Genomic DNA, 16,723 nt, shown 5'->3' with positions numbered 1-16,723 from the left:
CGCTGCAGGCGGCGTGCTAAGCTGATCCTCTTTTCGACGAACACGATGGCGGGCCCGCTCAAGCGGGCCCCGCTGCCTCTGGAGACCTTCCCATGCCCGGACTTCTGCCCGATATCGATCCCGACGGCCTGCTCGAATTCTCGGTGGTCTACACCGACCGCGCGCTCAACCACATGTCCAAGCGCTTCGCGGGCGTGATGCAGGACATCCTCACCACGCTGCAGGAGGTCTACCACGCCCACACGGCCGTGCTGGTGCCGGGCAGCGGCACCTTCGGCATGGAGGCCGTGGCGCGCCAGTTCGCCAATCGCGAAAAGGTGCTCATCGTGCGCAACGGCTGGTTCAGCTACCGCTGGACGCAGATCTTCGAGGAAGGCGGCCTGGGCGGTGGCGCCGTGGTCTGCAAGGCCCGCCGCCAGGGCCCGGGCAGCCAGGACCCCTGGGCGCCTTGCGCGGCCGAGGACGTGGCCGCCGCCATCCGCACCGAGAAGCCCAAGGTCGTGTTCGCGCCCCATGTGGAGACGGCCAGCGGCATCATCCTCAGCGACAGCTACCTGCGCGCCGTGGCCGATGCCGCGCACGAGGTGGGTGCGCTCTTCGTGCTGGACTGCGTGGCCTCGGGCGCCATGTGGGTGGACATGGAAAAGACCGGCGTGGACGTGCTGATCAGCGCGCCGCAAAAGGGCTGGAGCAGCTCGCCGTGCTGCGCCATGGTCATGCTCTCGCAGCGCGCGCGCGAAGCCATCGAGCACACGCAAAGCTCCAGCTTCTCCTGCGACCTCAAGAAGTGGATGCAGATCGCCGAGGGCTACGAAAAAGGCCAGCACGCCTACCACACCACCATGCCCACCGACGCCCTGGTCCGCCTGCGCGACGTGATGCTGGAGACGCGCGCCTACGGCTTCGCCAAGGTGCGCGACGAGCAGATCGCCCTGGGCGCCAAGGTGCGCGCCCTGCTGGAGTCGCGCGGCTTTCCCAGCGTGGCGGCCGAAGGCTGGAAGGCCCCCGGCGTGGTCGTCAGCTACACCACCGACCCCGGCATCCAGAGCGGCAAGAAGTTCATGGAAGCCGGCCTGCAGACCGCCTCGGGCGTGCCCCTGCAGTGCGACGAAGGCCCGGACTTCAAGACCTTCCGCATCGGCCTGTTCGGCCTGGAAAAATGGCATAACGTGGACCGCACCGTCGGCCACATCGCCAAAGCGCTGGACGACATCGGTGTCCCCGCCAAGGCGTGAACCGAACCCGCTGCAAACATTGCATTGAAAGAGCCCTCATGAACAAGACCCTCACCACCCTGGCCGCCTCCTGCGGCCTGATGCTCGCCGCACTGACCGGCGTGGCGGCCCATGCGGCCGAACCCGTCACCACGGCCAGCGGCCTGGTCTATGAAAGCCTCAAGGAAGGCACAGGCGCCAGCCCCAAGGCCAGCGACACGGTGCGCGTGCACTACCGCGGCTACTTCCCCGACACGGGCAAGGACTTCGACAGCTCCATCACGCGCGGCCAGCCCATCGAGTTCCCCCTGACCGGCGTGATTCCCTGCTGGACCGAAGGCGTGCAGAAGATGAAGGTCGGCGGCAAGGCCAAGCTGACCTGCCCGCCCTCCATCGCCTACGGCAGCCGTGGCGCGGGCAGCGTGATCCCGCCCAACGCCACGCTGAACTTCGAGGTGGAACTGCTGGGCATCAAGTGATGGCCGGCCCGCTGGCCGGGCCATCCCCCGCCTGATGCGAAGCCGGCCTGCGGGCCGGCTTTTTCACGGTCGCTGAAAGGAAGACGTCGTGGACCCACGCAAACCGCTGGACGCGCGCGCCGCCGCGCTGATGCTCATGCTGTGCCTGATCTGGAGCCTGCAGCAGATCCTGCTCAAGGCCACGGCCGATGCCATCGCGCCCACGCTGCAGATCGCGCTGCGCTCGGGCGCGGGCGCCGTGCTGGTGTGGCTGTTCATGCGCTGGCGCGGCATGCGCGTGCAGTGGGGCGACGGCAGCTGGCGCCCGGGCCTGGCCGTGGGCACGCTGTTTGCGCTGGAATTCCTGCTGGTGGGCGAGAGCATCAACCACACCTCGGCCGCCCATGTGGTGGTCTTCCTGTATTCCGCTCCCGTGTTCGCGGCGCTGGGCCTGCACTGGAAGCTGCCCTCGGAGCGCCTGGCGCCGCTGCAATGGCTGGGCATCGTGCTGGCCTTTGCCGGCATTGCGCTGGCCTTCCTGGGCGGCGGCAAGCCTTCGAAGGCAGCCGGCGCCGCCATGCTGCTGGGCGACCTGCTGGCGCTGGCCGCCGGCGTGGCCTGGGGCGCCACCACGGTGGCCATCCGCACCACGCGGCTGGCATCGCTGCCCGCCGCGCAGACCCTGCTCTACCAGCTGGCCACCGGCTTTGCGCTGCTGCTGCCCGCCGCCTTCCTGCTGGGCCAGACCCGCTTCGAGCCCACGCCCCTGGCCTGGGCCGGCCTGGCCTTCCAGTCCGTGCTGGTCTGCTTCGTGAGCTTCCTGGTCTGGTTCTGGCTGCTCACGCAATACCTGGCCTCGCGCCTGGGCGTGTTCTCTTTCATGACGCCCATCTTCGGCGTGGTCTTCGGGGCCTGGCTGCTGAGCGAGCCCATCGAGCCCAACTTCCTGGCCGGGGCACTGATGGTGCTGGCAGGGGTGCTGCTGGTGAGCGGGTATGGGTGGCTGAAGTCGCTCAGGCGGTGAGGCCAGGGATCAGGCCGGCCGGGGTAGCGGATCCGTGCCCTCGTTGAGCACGGAAAGATAGCGCTGATAGCTGAAGACCCGGCCTCGCTTGCGGCCGGTCACTTCCTCGATGATGCCCAGGCGCTGCAAGTCGGCGAGCGCCGTGTTGACGGTGGGCGAGGACAGTCCCGTCTGCCGGACCAGCTGGTTGGACGTCAGGAAGGGGTTGAGCTGGAACAGGTCGTGGATGCGCAGCGTGGAGCTGGCGCGTTCGCCTTCGGTCGCGATGCGTTCGCGGTCCTGCCTGAACAGATCGACGATATGCGTGGCGGCCTCGAAGGCCTGGTTCGCGGTCTGTGCCACGCCGGTGAGAAAGAAGTCGAGCCAGGCTTCCCAATTGCCGTTCTCGCGCACTTCCTGCAGCAGCCGGTAGTACTCGGCCCGGTGCGTCTTGAGAAATAGGCTGAGGTAGAGCAGCGGCTTGTTCAGCACGCCGTTGATGCAGAGATACAGCGTGACCAGCAGGCGGCCAATACGGCCATTGCCATCGAGGAACGGATGCAGTGTCTCGAATTGCACGTGCAGCAGGCCGGCCTTGATGAGGGCGGGCAGGCGGGAGGCATCTTCGTGCATGAAGCGTTCAAAGGCGTCGAGGCAGGGGCCGAGCTCGTTGACAGGCGGCGGCACAAACAAGGCATTGCCTGGACGCGTGCCGCCAATCCAGTTCTGCGAGCGCCGGAACTCGCCGGGGCTCTTGGTGCCGCCGCGTCCGCTTTGCAACAGCCGGCCATGCATCTCGCGGATCAGGCGCAGTGACAGCGGCAGGTCCCGCAGGCGCTCCAGTCCGTACATCATCGCGTCCACATAGTTCGAAACTTCGCGGATGTCGTCGATGGGCTGGCCCGCCTGGGCCTCGGCTTCGAAGCGCAGCAGGTCCGACAGCGTCGATTGCGTGCCCTCGATCTGCGAAGAAAGCACGGCCTCCTTGCGCACGTACATGTAGAGGAACAGCTCCTGGCGGGGCAGCAGCATGGTGATGCCATCGAGCCGTCCCAGCGCACGCTCAGCAAGGCTGAGCTTTTCCAGGAGCGCGAGCACATCGATGGCCGGCTCCGGCGGAAGCGGTGGCGGCACGAAGGCGCGCACCTTTTCGCCCGCTGCGGATGTCTCGATGAAGCGGCCAAGCCGCTGGCTGGTAGGGGAATCGGGCATGGGCTGACTATGGCTTCGGACGCTTATTTAAGCAAATGCGGTTTTTCTTAAATAACGAGAGAGCCAAGTTAAGCAGACTTAAATAAGCCTTCGTCTCAAGGCGGCGGGCCGGCCGCATGACCCCTCATGCCAGTCCCAGCCGCCGCGCCAGCCGCTGCAGGTTGGCGCGGTCCATCTGCAGCTCGCGTGCGGCGGCGGCCCAGCTGCCGTGGTGGCGCTGCAGGCTGGCCTCGATCAGCTGGCGCTCGTAGCTCTCCACGGCATTGCGCAGGCCTTGGGGGCTGGCGCCGGGCGATGCGACCTGTGGGACGGGCAGGGTCGGGGTGGCCGTCGCCGGGGGCTGCGCGTCATCCCGGAGATCGGCCTGCCCCAGCGTGACCATGCGTGCCCGGCTACCGGCCGGAGTGCCGGAGGGCGCACGGCTGAGCGCCCGCAGCACGCCGCGGCTGATGAGGTGCTCCAGTTCCCGGACATTGCCGGGCCAGTCCTGGGCGAGCAAGGCCGATTGCGCAGCGGGGTGCAGGCGCAGTCCGCCCAGGCCCAGGCGCGAACGGTTTTCCTCGAGGAAGAAGCCGGCCAGCATCAGCACGTCGCTGTCGCGCTCGCGCAGCGCGGGCACGCGCAGCGGATAGACGCTCAGGCGGTGGAAGAAATCGGCGCGCATGCGGCCGGCCGCCACTTCGGCGGCCAGGTCACGGTTGGTGGCGGCGATCACGCGCACGTCCACATGGTGCTCGCGGTCCGAACCCAGGCGCTGCAGCTGTCCGCTTTGCAGCACGCGCAGCAGCTTGGCCTGCACGGCCAGGGACAGCTCGCCCACTTCGTCCAGGAACAGCGTGCCCTGGTCGGCCTGCTCGAACTTGCCGCTGCGCTCGGACAGCGCGCCCGTGAAGGCGCCGCGCACATGGCCGAACAGCTCGCTTTCGACCAGGTTGTCGGGCAGGGCCGCGCAGTTGATGCTGACCAGCGCCCGGCCCGCGCGCGCCGACTGGGCATGCACGGCCTGGGCCACCAGTTCCTTGCCCGTGCCGGTCTCGCCCGTGATCAGCACATTGAGGTCGCTGGCCGCGACCAGGGCGATGTCCTTTTGCAGCGCGCGCATGGCCGGGCTCTGGCCGATCAGCGGACGCGATGAATCGCCCCCCGGGGCGGCGCCGGGTGCGGGCAGGGCGCGCGCACTGCGCGCCAACCGGCGCAGCCGCTCGGCCGTGGTCACGGTGGCCGCCGCCAGGTTGCTGAAGGCCTGCAGCGCCGCCAGCGCGGCCGGGTCGGCAAAGCGCCCCGGGTCCAGCGCGTCCAGCGTGAGAAGGCCCCAGGGCAGGCCGCCGGTCTGCAGCACGCAGCCCATGCAGTCGTGCACCTCCAGCGGCCCGTGGCCCTGGGCCACCAGGCCGTCATAGGGATCGGGCAGCGGGCTGTCTGGCGCAAAGCGCATGGCCTGGCCCGCGGCCAGCAGCTGGGCGAAGCGCGGGTGCTCGGCAATGCGAAAGCGCCGGCCCAGCGCATCGGGCACCAGGCCGTCGATGGCCACGGGCCGCAGCCACTCGCCTTCCAGGCGCAGCAGGGCGGCGGCATCGGCCGGCAGCACGGCGCGCAGGGCTGCCAGCAGGCGGCGAAAGCGCTCGCGCTCAGGCAGGTCCTGGGCCAGGTCGGCCACCAGGGGGGTGAGGGCGTGCAGGGCGGTGGATGTGGTCATAAAGACTGCGATGGCTGTCAAAAGGACTCGATTTGACGGGAGTCATATTGACGCATGAAACGCCAAGCCCTTGTTCTTCAAGGGTCGCGGGACTGGCACGGCCCTTGCCTTTGTCAAGGCATGTCCGACATCGCACCGGGCATGTCCGTTCCCGTACCCAAGGAGTTTTCCGTGCTGACCGACCGCCAACGTGCCATCGTCCAATCCACCGTTCCGCTGCTTGAAACCGGCGGCGAAGCGCTGATCACGCATTTCTACCAAACCATGCTGGGCGAGTACCCCGAGGTGCGCGCCCTGTTCAACATGGCCCACCAGCAAAGCGGCGCCCAGCCGCGTGCCCTGGCCTACAGCGTGCTCATGTACGCCAGGCACATCGACCGGCTGGACGCCCTGGGCGACCTGCCCGCGCAGATCATCAACAAGCACGTTGCGCTGCAGGTGCAGCCCGAGCACTACCCCATCGTCGGCACCTGCCTGCTGCGCGCCATCCGCGAAGTGCTGGGCGCCGAGATTGCCACCGACGAGGTCATAGCCGCCTGGGGCGCCGCCTACCAGCAGCTGGCCGACATCCTGATCGGCGCCGAGCGCCAGGCCTATGACCGCACGGCGGCGGCCGAAGGCGGCTGGCGCGGCGAGCGCGCCTTCGTGGTCGAGGACAAGGTGCAGGAAAGCGCCGAGATCACGTCCTTCTACCTGGTGCCCGCCGACGGCGGCCCCGTGATCGCCCACCAGCCCGGCCAGTACATCGGCCTGCGCCTGGTGGTGGACGGCCAGGAGCAGCGGCGCAACTATTCCCTGTCCGCACCTGCAGACGGGCGCAGCCTGCGCATCAGCGTCAAGCGCGAGGCGGGTGGCAAGGTCTCCAACTTCCTGCACGACCGGGTCCAGGTCGGCGACACGCTGCAGCTGTTCCCGCCCGCAGGCCACTTCACGCTGCAGCCCGGCGAGCGCCCGCTGGTGCTGATCAGCGGCGGCGTGGGCATCACGCCGACCCTGCCCATGCTGGACGCGGCCTTGCCGACCCGGCGGCCCGTGGTCTTCATCCACTGCGCACGCGAGCGCGGGGTGCATGCCTTCCGCGAGCATGTGGATGCGCTGGCTGCCGTGCATCCGCAGCTCACCCGTTACTACTGCTATGACCGGGCGGAGGAGGGCGATGGGGTCGATGCGCAGGGCCTGCTGACCGCCCGCCAGCTGGGTGAATGGCTGCCCGCCGTGGATGCCGATGTCTACTTCCTGGGGCCTCGGCCGTTCATGCGGTCGGTGAAGGAATCGTTGAAGGCCCTGGGGGTGCCGCAGGAGCAGGTGCGGTATGAGTTTTTTGGGCCGGCCGAGGCGCTCCAGTAGGCTTTGCCGGAGCCTGCCCTGGGTGGTTTCTGGCTCTGCCGCACCCCGGGCATGCCTTTGTCGCGCCCCTTGTAGCACCTCTGTGGCAAGAGGTGCGACAAGGTCCGAAGGCTCAGCGGTAGAAGGCTTGCACGGTGCCCTTGAGCTTGATCAGCAAGGGCCTGCCCTTGCGATCCACCGTCTTGCCCGCGGGCACCTTGATCCATCCCTCGCTCACGCAATACTCCTCCACGTCGAACCGCTCCTTGCCGTTGAAGCGGATGCCGATGTCGTGCTCGAACACGGCCGCCACGTGGTGCGGGCTGCGCGGGTCGATGGACAGGTGGTCGGGCAGGGCGGGGCGCTCGGCGGATGCGTTGGCGTCGGTCATGGTCTTGTTCTCGCAAGAGGGTTCTGAAGAAAGCCGGTATTGTCCGCGCAATCCGGGGTCAGGCGCTGGCTGACAGGCATTGGCGGCAGGCATCGCCACGCGGGGCCCGGCGGGCGTCGTATGCTGCGCTCCATGCTGTCGCCAGAGCAACGTCAAACATTGAAGTCGGCCAAGCGCCTGCCGCTGGCGTTGCTGCTGCTCATGGCGCTGGGCTTCGTGGCCTCGTCGGTGGCGGCAGCGCACTGGCAGCAGGTGCCGCTGTGGCTGGCCTGCATCAAGGCCGTGACCGAGGCCTCGCTGGTCGGCGCGCTGGCCGACTGGTTTGCAGTGTCTGCCCTGTTCCGGCACATTCCGCTGCCCGTGGTCGGGCGCCACACGGCCATCATTCCGCGCAACAAGGACCGCATCGGGCTGAACCTGGCGAATTTCGTGCGGGACAAGTTCCTGGACGGGCCTTCGCTGGTGGCGCTGATCGAGCGCCACGATCCCGCGCGCGTGCTGGCGGGCTGGCTGACCTCACCGGCCAACAGCACGCTGCTGGGGCGGCAGGTGGCGCGGCTGGCGCTGGCGGCGCTGGAGATGGTGCAGGACCGGCAGGTGGAGCGCTTTCTCTCGCACTCGTTCAAGGCCTTGCTGGAGCATCTGGACCTGCCGCGCGCGGCGGCGGACCTGCTTTCGGGCCTGACCCAGGACGGGCGCCACCAGGCCGTGCTCGACGATGTGCTGGCGCGCGTCAGCGGCGTGCTGCGCGAATCCGAGACCCATGTGCTGATCGCCCGGACCATCGTGCTGTGGCTCAAGCGCGAGCATCCGCTCAAGGAAAAGATGCTGCCTACGGACTGGCTCGGCGACAAGGGTGCCACGGCCATCGCCGGGGCGCTGGACAGCCTGCTGCAGGACATCGCCAGCGATCCCGGGCACCACATGCGCAAGGCGTTCGATGCCTCCGTGCAGCGGCTGATTGACCGGCTGCAGTCCGACCCGGCCATGGCCGATCGCGCCGAGCGCCTGCGCGACTACCTGCTGCACGACGAGAAGCTGGCCGGCTACCTGCGGGCGCTGTGGCTGGGCCTGCGCGCCAGGCTGCAGGCGGACCTGGCCAACGAGCATTCGCAGGTGGCGCGCAAGACCGCCGCCATGGGCCGCTGGCTGGGCCAGTCGCTGGCGCACGACGAGGCGCTGCGCCACTCCATGAACGAACGCCTCAAGCGCTGGGCCCAGGCGCTGGCGCCCGATGTCTCGCAGTTCCTGGCCCAGCACATCGCCGACACCGTGCGGCGCTGGGATGCGCGCGAGCTGTCCGAGCTGATCGAGCTGCACATCGGCAAGGACCTGCAGTACATCCGCATCAATGGCACCGTGGTCGGCGGTGCCGTGGGGCTGCTGCTGTTCCTGGTCTCCAATGCGGGGCGGCTGTGGTCCTGATCTTCGTATCAGGATGTTGCCTGTCGGCCACATCGGGCCAACTTTACAAAGCCGCCGTGTTCGCCGGAACGCCGTGAATCGGGCCGGGCGCCGCACGCGCCCGGGCACTGGCGGCCCTGCATGTCATTGATGAACAAGGCAACATTCAGCATCCTGAATGAATTGCTCACAGATCGGTCCGCTTGTAAAGAAAAACAGCAGCTGCGCTGTCGTCGGCCAGGCCGTTGTCGTCGGGAAAATAAAATAAGAACGATTCGCACTCATCAAAAACAACAGAGCGGATGCGCACCCCGGTCGTTCGACCGTCCGTGATTCTTCTTGCGAGCTTTCCCATGCACAACTGCACAGCCCCCGCGGCGGGCCGTGGCTTTGCCCTGTCCGCCCTTTGCACCTCCCTGCGTGCTTCGTTTCCCTCCACCGTCGTTCCCCTGCGCCGCACCGCGCTGGGCGCCTGCCTGGGCCTGCTGGCCTCGGGCAGCGCGCTGGCCCAGGCAGCAGACGGGGCCGCGCTGGAAACCCTGGTCGTGACGGCCAGCGGCTTCGAGCAGGAGATCAGCCAGGCGCCGGCCTCGATCTCGGTGATCACGCGCCAGGAACTGGAGCAGGGCGCCTACCGCAACCTGCACGATGCCCTGCGCGATGTGCCCGGCGTGATCCTCACGCCCTCGGACAACAACTCCAACGACATCTCGTTGCGCGGCATGGGCGCCAACTACACCCTGATCCTGGTGGACGGCAAGCGCATGAGCACGCGCGAGACCCAGACCAACGGCAGCACGGGCACGGACCAGAGCTGGATTCCGCCGCTGGAGGCCATCGAGCGCATCGAGGTGGTGCGCGGCCCCATGTCCTCGCTGTACGGCTCGGACGCCATGGGCGGCGTGATCAACGTCATCACGCGCAAGGTGGCGAAGAACTGGCATGGCTCGGTGCGCGCCGACGCCACGCTGCAGGAGCGCTCCACCTCGGGCGATGCCTACCAGACCAACTTCTACCTGTCAGGCCCGATCAAGACCGACCTGCTGGGCCTGAGCCTGTACGGCAACTACGGCAAGCGCGACCAGGACCGCATCTACCAGGGCTACAACAAGAGCGACAACCGTTCGCTGAACCTGCGCCTGGCGCTGACCCCCAGCAAGGACCACGACCTGATCGCCGAGATCGGCACTTCGCGCCAGCACTTCGTTTCGTCGCCTGGCATGACCCTGCTGCCCACCGATGCGCCCAGCGACCGCAAGTTCGAGCGCGAGAACTACTCGCTGCAGCACAAGGGCCGCTGGGGCTGGGCTTCCTCCGACACCTATCTGCAGCGCGAGGAAACGCGCAACCTGTCGCGCGACATGACCATCAGGAACACGGTGTTCAACAGCAGCTGGGTGGCGCCGCTGGGCCGCCAGCACCTGCTGACCACGGGCGTGTACTACAACCAGCAGGACCTGCGCGACACGACGACCAATACGCTGCCGGACTCGGCGCGCACCACGGCCGATCGCACGCAGTACGCCTGGTTCGCCGAGGACGAGTGGCGCCTGCGCGAGAACTTCGCCCTGACCGGCGGCCTGCGCTACGACCACGACAGCAAGGGCGGATCGCAATGGAGCCCGCGCCTGTACGGCGTGTGGAACCTCGACGCGCAATGGACCGTCAAGGGCGGCGTGTCCACCGGCTTTCGCGCGCCCTCGCTGCGCCAGACCCTGGGCGACTGGGGCCAGTCCAGCCGCGGCGGCAACATCTACGGCAACCCCGACCTGAAGCCCGAAACCTCGCTGAGCAAGGAACTGGGCGTGCTCTACAACAACGGCGCCGGCCTGTCGGCAGGCCTGACGGTGTTCGACAACGAGTTCAACGACAAGATCACGCGCATCGCCTGTCCCGAGTGCGGACCGGCCAACTCCTCGGGCAACACGCCCACCACCAACGTCAATATCGACAAGGCCATCACGCGCGGCATCGAAGCCACGTTCAAGGCCCCGCTGGCGCGCACGCTGGACCTGAGCAGCAGCTACACCTTCACCAAGTCCGAGCAAAAGAGCGGCGAGTTCGCGGGGCAGCCGCTGAGCCAGCTGCCGCGCCACATGCTCAACCTGGCGCTGAACTGGAAGCCTTCGCAGCAATGGGCGGGCTGGGCCAAGCTGTCCTACCGGGGCAAGGAAAGCCAGCCCACGGGCGGCCGTTCGGCGCGCACCTGGGTGGCCGGCAGCTATGCCATGTTCGACATGGGCGGCTCCTACAACTACAGCAAGGACGTGACCTTCTACGCAGGCATCTACAACCTGTTCGACAAGGACGTGTACTACGAGGACTACGCCACGGTGCAGGACGGCCGGCGCTACTGGATCGGCATGAACGTGAAGTTCTAGGCATCCCGGCCGCAAGGGCGGCCGCTGCCCGTGGCCTGCGGATCGGGCCGCGCCGCTTCCCGGCGCGGCACCCGCCTCCGGAGGCCGGAACTCCTTTCATTTTTTCCTGGGATTCTTTGCCATGACCTTCGATATCACGCGCCGTGCGGCGGCGCTGGCCCTGCCGGCCTTGTTCCTGGGGACTGCGGTGGCGGCCCCGCTGTCCGTGCGGCATGCCGGGGGAATGACCAGCCTGCCCGGCGCACCCCGGCGCGCGGTGGTTTATGACCTGGGGGCGCTGGATGCACTGCATGCGCTGGGCGTGCCCGCGTCGGCGGTCGCAGGCGTGCCCCGGGCGCAGCTGCCCCGGTACCTGGACAGCTTCGCGCAGCGGCCTGCGGCGGGCGGGCTGTTCGAGCCCGACTACGAGGCGCTGAGCCGGCTGGCGCCCGACCTGATCGTCGTGGGCGGGCGCTCGGCCGGCAAGGCCGAGGTGCTGGGACGCATCGCGCCCACGCTGGACCTGAGCGTCAGCGGCAAGCACATGCTGGCCGATATCGAACGCAACATCGCCACGCTGGCGCTGCTGTTCGGCCGCCAGGCGCAGGGCCGTGCGCTGGTGCAGCGCCTCCACGCCGAGCTGCAGGGCCTGCATGCCCAGGCCTCGCAGGCCGCGCCGGGCCTGCTGCTGATGGCCGTGAACGACAAGCTCCTGCCGCAGGCGCCGGGATCGCGCTTCGGCTTTCTGTTCGATGTGTTCGGCGCGCGCTCGGCGCTATCGGCTGCGCAACTGCCAGCCCGCGGCACCGCCCACGGCTTCGCTGATGTGGCGCGGCTGGACCCCGAGTGGATCTACGTCATCGACCGCAACACGGCCACGGGCCAGGCGGCAGGCGGCGGCGAGATCATGGCTTCGCGCAAGGTGTTCGACAACGCGCAGATCCACGCCACGGCGGCCGGCCGCAAGGGGCAGGTCGTCTTCCTCGATCCCAAGGGCTGGTACCTGATGGGCAGCGCCGGGCCGACGGCGCTGCTGGACAACATGGCGCAGCTGCGCCAGGCCTATGGCGCTGCGTCATCGCGTTGACCGCGGGCCAGGGCCGGCTCCCGGTCCCGGCCCCACAGCGCAATCACGCGCACATAGGCCAGCTCGGCCAGCAGCTCCACCAGCGTCTGCGTGACGATGACGGCCGGCAGCACGGGAATGGCGCCAGGCACGGCCAGGGCCAGCGGCAGCACGACCAGCGAATTGCGCGTGCCCGCGCTGAACGCGACCGCTCGGCCTGCGGGCGCTGGAAGCCGGAAGGCACGCGCCACCAGCCAGCCCAGCGCGGGCGCTGCCACCGCAAAGGCCGCGTAGACGGGCACCACGCTCCAGGCCGCGTGCGTGGCCGGGCCCAGTTGGGGCAGCACGGAGGCGATCACCACGAACAGCACCAGCGCGGTGGCCGGCACGGGCAGCAGGCCCAGCCATGCCGAGGCGCTGGCGCCGCGCCGGCTGCGGGCCGCCCACCACTGGGTGGCAGCGGCCAGGGCCAGCGGCACGGCGATCAGCCACACGAACGCATGCAGGAAAGGCCCCGCCTGCACGAGCCGCGCCGCATCGTCGCCCAGGAACAGGCCCAGGTAGCCGGGCAGGGCCAGCATCTGCGCGATCAGCAGGGCCGGCGTGGCCGCCAGCAGCAGGCGCGCATCGGCGCGTCCCAGGTGGGAGAAGGTGACCACGTAGTCGATGCAGGGCGCCAGCAGCACCAGCAGCGCGCCCAGGCGCAGCAGGGGGTCGGCGGGCAGGAACTGCAGCAGGGCCCAGACCAGCAGCGGCACCACGATGAAGTTGGCCGTCATCAGCGCCGCCAGGAAGCGCACCTGGCCGAAGGCGCACCGCAGCTCGGCCAAAGGCACCTGCAAGAAGGTCACATAGAGCATCAGTGCCAGCGCGGGGTTGATGGCGCGCTCCAGCACGCCTGTGCCGGGCAGCGCCCAGGCGGCAACTGCGGCCAGGGCCACGGCGGCGAAGTAGATGGGGATCTGGCGCTGTTCGAGCGCGTCTCGGGTGTCTTGCATTCAGGAGGCCGATGGCGGCGGGTACGGGGCGGGTACGCGGATGTGGGGCGGATGTGGGGCGCCTAGTATGGCAACGGCACAGCCGGCCCGCTGCTTCATTCCCCTGCAGACCCTGGGCCCGCAGGGATCAGCCCTGGTTTGCCGCGCCCAGCACCTTGTACAGATAGGAGCGCGAGATGCCCAGCTCCTGCGCGGCCAGCTTCTTGTTGCCGCCGCAGCGTGCGATGGCGTCGAGGATGGCGTTGCGCTCCTGGTCCTTGAGCGGGGCCACGGCGCCGGTGGCGGGCAGGCCGGGCTCGGCAACGGGCGAAGGCCGTGCGCCGGCCAGCGGGTCCTCGTGGCGCGCGAAGTTGTCCACGCCCAGCAGCTGGCCGTCGCAGAACACCAGGGCCTCTTCCACGCGCTGTCGCAGCTGGCGCACATTGCCGGGCCAGGCCTGCCGGGCCAGGTAGGGCATGACGCCGGGCGCGATGCGGGGCAGCGCAATGCCGTTGCGCTCGCAGAACGACTGGGCAAAGCGCTGCACCAGGGCCGGGATGTCCTCCAGGCGCTGGCGCAGGGCCGGCACATGCAGCACCACGCCGCTGAGGCGGTAGAACAGGTCCAGCCGGAAGCGGCCGCTGTCGATGAGGCCGCGCAGGTCGCGGTGCGTGGCGGCCACGATGCGGAAGTTCACCTGCCGGCCGCTGTGCGCGCCTAGGCGCTGCACCTGGCGGTCCTCCAGCACGCGCAGCAGCTTGACCTGGATCTCCATGGGAATGTCGGCCACTTCGTCGAGGAAGAGGGTGCCGCCCTCGGCCTGCTCCAGCTTGCCGGGCTGGCCCTGCCTGCGCCCGCCCGTGAAGGCGCCGGCCTCGTAGCCGAACAGCTCGGACTCGATCAGCGTGGCCGGCAGCGCCGCGAGGTTGAGGCTGACCAGGGGCGCGTCGGCATCGCGCCCGCGCGCATGCAGGGCCTGGGCCACCAGCTCCTTGCCGCTGCCGCTCTCGCCCAGGATGAGCACGGGCACGTCCAGCCGCGCCACGGCGTCGATCTCGCGGGCCAGCCTTTGCATGGGGGCACTGGCGCCCACCATCTGCGCCGTGGGCGTGCCGCCGCGCAACTGGCTCAGTTCGCGCTTGTAGTGCTGCACCTCGTCATGCAGCTGGTTCAGCCGCTGCTGCATGCGGTTGAGTGCCTCCACGCCGCTGAAGCTGACCTGGCCCACGGCGCCCACCACGGCGCCGCCCTCGTAGACCGGCATGCGGTTGACGATGCGGCTCACGCCAGGCCCCAGCTGCTGCAGGTCGCCGATCTCGGCCCGGCCGCTGCGCACCACGTGGGGCAGGCGCGAGTTGGGGATCACGTCCTCGGCGCGCCGGCCTGCGGCCGTGCCGGGCGCCAGGCCGAAGAACTTCTCGTGCACGGGGCTGATGTAGCGCATCAGCCCTTCATGGTCGGCCACCGTGATCGCCTGGTACGGGTTGGTCAGGAACATGTTGAGGATGGCGAAGGCGAAGGGCACGCTGGCCACCATGTCGAACAGCGCCGCCGCCTCGTCGGCCGGGCGCAGCAGGGCGACCTCGCCCTCGGCATCGGCCAGCACCACGGCCACATGGCGGGCCACCGTGCCGCGCGGGCCCGGTGTTTCCACGTGCAGCAGCTGGCCATGGCCGATGGGGTTGTGCCCGTCGCCGTGCGCGCGGGCCAGGGCCTCGGTGACGGCTGCATGCAGCAGCGGCTCCTGCGCCAGGCCCAGCCGCGCCACGGGCTCGGGCGAGTCGCGTCGCCAGACGAGAACGCCGAATCGGTGGTCGGGGGAGCTGGACATGGGCATGGCGGGCAGTGGCTGGGTGAACGCACTCTAGCGGCGCGCAGGCCACGGGTCTGTCCCCGTGGTGTCTCCATTGAAGACAGTACCCAACCCGTGTCTTCGAGGTTGTCCTTGATGTGGACACACGCAGGTCGATTGTGGAAAAAATCCTTTGAATTCAACGCGCTGCGTTCTGGCACGCCTTGTGCATCTCTACAGGCACAAGGAGACACGACGACATGAGCTGGCAACCCGAAGTGGACGAGATCGCATACCGCCGCGCGCTGGCGGCCAAACTGGGCGGAGAGGACAAGGTGGCGCGGCACAAGGCCGCCGGCAAGCTCACGGTGCGCGAGCGCATCGATGCCTGCACGGACGCGCAGTCCTTCGTGGAGGTGGGCTCGCTCACCGGCTCGGGCCAGTACGACGGCCTGGGCAGGCTGACGGACTTCACGCCCTCCAACCTCATCATGGGCCGGGCGCGCGTGGGCGGGCGGCCCGTGGTCGTGGTGGGCGACGATTTCACGGTGCGCGGCGGCGCCAACGACGGCGCCGTGGGCGACAAGCTGATCTTTGCCGAGAAGATGGCGCACGACCTGCGCCTGCCCATGGTGCGCCTGGTGGACGGCACGGGCGGCGGCGGCTCGGTGCGCAACATCGAGACCAAGGGCTACACCAGCGTGCCCACCATGAAGGTCTGGAGCCAGGTGGTGCAGAACCTGTCCACCGTGCCCGTGGTCTCGCTGGCCCTGGGCTCGGTGGCCGGCATGGGCGCGGCGCGCGTGGCCTCCAGCCACTACTCGGTGATGGTCAGGGAGACCGCCCAGCTGTTCAATGCCGGCCCGCCCGTGGTGGCGCGCATCGGCCAGAACGTGACCAAGAACGAGCTGGGCGGCAGCCAGGTGCACACGCGCAACGGCGTGGTCGATGACGAGGTGGCCACCGAGCAGGAAGCCTTCGAGCGCGTGCGCCGCTTCCTGTCCTACCTGCCATCGTCGGTGTACGAGCTGCCTGCGCGCACCGCGCCACAGGACGATCCGCGGCGGCGCGACGAATGGCTGCTGTCGGCCATTCCGCGTGATGGCCGCAAGGTCTACAAGATCCGGCCCATTGTCGAATGCCTGGTCGATGAGGGCTCCTTCCTGGAGACGGGCCGCCACTGGGGCCGGGCCATCGTCACGGGGCTGGCGCGCATCGACGGCTGGCCCGTGGCCGTGGTGGCCAGCGACCCGTACTTCTACGGCGGTGGCTGGGACGGCCCCTCGGCCGAGAAGTTCACGCGCTTCGTGGACATGGCCCAGACCTTCCACCTGCCCGTGGTCAACCTGGTGGACATCGCGGGCTTCCAGATCGGCGTGGAGGCCGAGAAGGCCGGCGTCATGCGCTACGGCGTGCGCGCCCTGGCCGCCGTCTACCAGGCCACCGTGCCTTGGTGCAGCATCCTCATCCGCCGCGCCTACGGCGTGGCGGCGGCGGGCCACCAGCACATGGGCCGCTTCAACTTCCGCTATGCCTGGCCCTCGGCCAACTGGGGCTCGCTGCCCATCGAGGGCGGGCTGGAGGTGGCCTACAAGGCCGAGATCGAAGGCGCCGACGACCCCGTGCAAAAGCGCGCCGAGATCGAGCAGCGCGTGCGCAGCCTGACCTCGCCCTTCCGCACGGCCGAGGCCTTCGGCATCGACGAGGTGATCGATCCGCGCGACACGCGCGCCCTGCTCAGCGAATTCGTGGAACTGGCCGCGCCGCTGCGCGAGGCCGGAGCGCCGCAGTTCGGCCTGCGGCCCTGAACGCATAAAAACCCAA

At 69.0% G+C, this 16,723-nt stretch carries 14 protein-coding genes; 8 read left to right on the top strand and 6 right to left on the bottom strand.

Features of this window, described 5'->3' with window-relative positions:
- Nucleotides 1-92 precede the first annotated feature (92 nt).
- The 3 genes from ACF8LI_RS01975 to ACF8LI_RS01965 all read left to right on the top strand — a co-directional run bounded on the left by ACF8LI_RS01975 (nucleotide 93) and on the right by ACF8LI_RS01965 (nucleotide 2,696).
- A complete protein-coding gene (locus ACF8LI_RS01975; protein WP_012203005.1) occupies nucleotides 93-1,235 on the top strand; it encodes an alanine--glyoxylate aminotransferase family protein in 1,143 nt (380 codons plus the stop codon).
- Between the two features lie 38 nt (nucleotides 1,236-1,273).
- Complete coding sequence (locus ACF8LI_RS01970) at nucleotides 1,274-1,693, top strand: FKBP-type peptidyl-prolyl cis-trans isomerase (protein WP_016446675.1); 420 nt, start codon at nucleotides 1,274-1,276, stop codon at nucleotides 1,691-1,693.
- Between the two features lie 88 nt (nucleotides 1,694-1,781).
- Nucleotides 1,782-2,696: a DMT family transporter gene (locus tag ACF8LI_RS01965; protein ID WP_047219585.1), complete on the top strand. Its 915-nt coding sequence runs from the start codon at nucleotides 1,782-1,784 to the stop codon at nucleotides 2,694-2,696.
- A 9-nt stretch (nucleotides 2,697-2,705) separates the two neighbouring features.
- Here ACF8LI_RS01965 and ACF8LI_RS01960 read toward each other — a convergent pair whose 3' ends face one another.
- Together ACF8LI_RS01960 and norR are read right to left on the bottom strand one after the other, a co-directional pair.
- The gene (locus tag ACF8LI_RS01960; RefSeq protein ID WP_043789210.1) at nucleotides 2,706-3,887 is read right to left on the bottom strand and encodes a Fic family protein; all 1,182 of its coding nucleotides are present in this window, start codon (nucleotides 3,885-3,887) and stop codon (nucleotides 2,706-2,708) included.
- Nucleotides 3,888-4,011: 124 nt separating this feature from the next.
- Nucleotides 4,012-5,583, bottom strand: a complete 1,572-nt coding sequence (gene norR / locus ACF8LI_RS01955) for a nitric oxide reductase transcriptional regulator NorR (protein WP_043789212.1) — start codon at nucleotides 5,581-5,583, stop codon at nucleotides 4,012-4,014.
- A 120-nt stretch (nucleotides 5,584-5,703) separates the two neighbouring features.
- On the opposite strand from norR, the gene hmpA reads away from it, so the two are divergent.
- Nucleotides 5,704-6,930, top strand: a complete 1,227-nt coding sequence (gene hmpA / locus ACF8LI_RS01950; RefSeq protein WP_343739836.1) for an NO-inducible flavohemoprotein — start codon at nucleotides 5,704-5,706, stop codon at nucleotides 6,928-6,930.
- Between the two features lie 112 nt (nucleotides 6,931-7,042).
- Here hmpA and ACF8LI_RS01945 read toward each other — a convergent pair whose 3' ends face one another.
- A complete protein-coding gene (locus ACF8LI_RS01945) occupies nucleotides 7,043-7,300 on the bottom strand; it encodes a DUF3297 family protein (protein WP_016446670.1) in 258 nt (85 codons plus the stop codon).
- A 120-nt stretch (nucleotides 7,301-7,420) separates the two neighbouring features.
- Here ACF8LI_RS01945 and ACF8LI_RS01940 point away from each other — a divergent pair, with 120 nt between their 5' ends.
- Nucleotides 7,421-8,725, top strand: a complete 1,305-nt coding sequence (locus tag ACF8LI_RS01940; RefSeq protein WP_074920757.1) for a DUF445 domain-containing protein — start codon at nucleotides 7,421-7,423, stop codon at nucleotides 8,723-8,725.
- A gap of 166 nt (nucleotides 8,726-8,891) precedes the next feature.
- Here the strand turns inward: ACF8LI_RS01940 and ACF8LI_RS01935 are convergent, their stop codons facing one another.
- Entirely contained in the window at nucleotides 8,892-9,059 is a 168-nt protein-coding gene (locus ACF8LI_RS01935; protein WP_392411875.1) for a hypothetical protein, read from the bottom strand.
- Between ACF8LI_RS01935 and ACF8LI_RS01930 the strand changes: the two genes are divergently transcribed.
- Both ACF8LI_RS01930 and ACF8LI_RS01925 read left to right on the top strand, forming a co-directional pair.
- Nucleotides 9,058-11,085, top strand: a complete 2,028-nt coding sequence (locus ACF8LI_RS01930) for a ligand-gated channel protein (RefSeq protein ID WP_154835977.1) — start codon at nucleotides 9,058-9,060, stop codon at nucleotides 11,083-11,085. The genes ACF8LI_RS01935 and ACF8LI_RS01930 overlap by 2 nt on opposite strands.
- A 121-nt stretch (nucleotides 11,086-11,206) precedes the next feature.
- On the top strand, nucleotides 11,207-12,151 hold the full coding sequence (locus ACF8LI_RS01925; RefSeq protein WP_392411874.1) for a siderophore ABC transporter substrate-binding protein: 945 nt from the start codon (nucleotides 11,207-11,209) through the stop codon (nucleotides 12,149-12,151).
- Here ACF8LI_RS01925 and ACF8LI_RS01920 read toward each other — a convergent pair.
- Together ACF8LI_RS01920 and ACF8LI_RS01915 are read right to left on the bottom strand one after the other, a co-directional pair.
- Entirely contained in the window at nucleotides 12,127-13,128 is a 1,002-nt protein-coding gene (locus tag ACF8LI_RS01920) for an arsenic resistance protein (protein WP_392408172.1), read from the bottom strand. The genes ACF8LI_RS01925 and ACF8LI_RS01920 overlap by 25 nt on opposite strands.
- 127 nt (nucleotides 13,129-13,255) lie before the next feature.
- Nucleotides 13,256-14,938 (bottom strand): sigma-54 interaction domain-containing protein, encoded by a 1,683-nt coding sequence (locus ACF8LI_RS01915; RefSeq protein WP_392411872.1) that lies wholly within the window; start codon nucleotides 14,936-14,938, stop codon nucleotides 13,256-13,258.
- A gap of 221 nt (nucleotides 14,939-15,159) precedes the next feature.
- Between ACF8LI_RS01915 and ACF8LI_RS01910 the strand changes: the two genes are divergently transcribed.
- Nucleotides 15,160-16,707 (top strand): acyl-CoA carboxylase subunit beta, encoded by a 1,548-nt coding sequence (locus tag ACF8LI_RS01910; protein WP_017406246.1) that lies wholly within the window; start codon nucleotides 15,160-15,162, stop codon nucleotides 16,705-16,707.
- The last annotated feature ends 16 nt before the right edge of the window (nucleotides 16,708-16,723 follow it).

Source organism: Delftia sp. WSY_12, assembly GCF_043104645.1.
Classification (GTDB): Bacteria; Pseudomonadota; Gammaproteobacteria; order Burkholderiales; family Burkholderiaceae_C; genus Comamonas; species Comamonas tsuruhatensis.
Note: the sequence above shows the minus strand (reverse complement) of the source record. Positions and strands in the feature narration are given on the sequence as shown.

What these genes read in the sequence shown, in the direction of transcription:
- ACF8LI_RS01975 (WP_012203005.1), top strand. Translation starts at nt 93, where the DNA reads ATGCCCGGACTTCTGCCCGATATCGATCCCGACGGCCTGCTCGAATTC.
- ACF8LI_RS01970 (WP_016446675.1), top strand. Translation starts at nt 1,274, where the DNA reads ATGAACAAGACCCTCACCACCCTGGCCGCCTCCTGCGGCCTGATGCTC.
- ACF8LI_RS01960 (WP_043789210.1), bottom strand. Translation starts at nt 3,887, where the DNA reads ATGCCCGATTCCCCTACCAGCCAGCGGCTTGGCCGCTTCATCGAGACA.
- norR (WP_043789212.1), bottom strand. Translation starts at nt 5,583, where the DNA reads ATGACCACATCCACCGCCCTGCACGCCCTCACCCCCCTGGTGGCCGAC.
- hmpA (WP_343739836.1), top strand. Translation starts at nt 5,704, where the DNA reads ATGTCCGACATCGCACCGGGCATGTCCGTTCCCGTACCCAAGGAGTTT.
- ACF8LI_RS01945 (WP_016446670.1), bottom strand. Translation starts at nt 7,300, where the DNA reads ATGACCGACGCCAACGCATCCGCCGAGCGCCCCGCCCTGCCCGACCAC.
- ACF8LI_RS01940 (WP_074920757.1), top strand. Translation starts at nt 7,421, where the DNA reads ATGCTGCGCTCCATGCTGTCGCCAGAGCAACGTCAAACATTGAAGTCG.
- ACF8LI_RS01930 (WP_154835977.1), top strand. Translation starts at nt 9,058, where the DNA reads ATGCACAACTGCACAGCCCCCGCGGCGGGCCGTGGCTTTGCCCTGTCC.
- ACF8LI_RS01935 (WP_392411875.1), bottom strand. Translation starts at nt 9,059, where the DNA reads ATGGGAAAGCTCGCAAGAAGAATCACGGACGGTCGAACGACCGGGGTG.
- ACF8LI_RS01925 (WP_392411874.1), top strand. Translation starts at nt 11,207, where the DNA reads ATGACCTTCGATATCACGCGCCGTGCGGCGGCGCTGGCCCTGCCGGCC.
- ACF8LI_RS01920 (WP_392408172.1), bottom strand. Translation starts at nt 13,128, where the DNA reads ATGCAAGACACCCGAGACGCGCTCGAACAGCGCCAGATCCCCATCTAC.
- ACF8LI_RS01915 (WP_392411872.1), bottom strand. Translation starts at nt 14,938, where the DNA reads ATGTCCAGCTCCCCCGACCACCGATTCGGCGTTCTCGTCTGGCGACGC.
- ACF8LI_RS01910 (WP_017406246.1), top strand. Translation starts at nt 15,160, where the DNA reads ATGAGCTGGCAACCCGAAGTGGACGAGATCGCATACCGCCGCGCGCTG.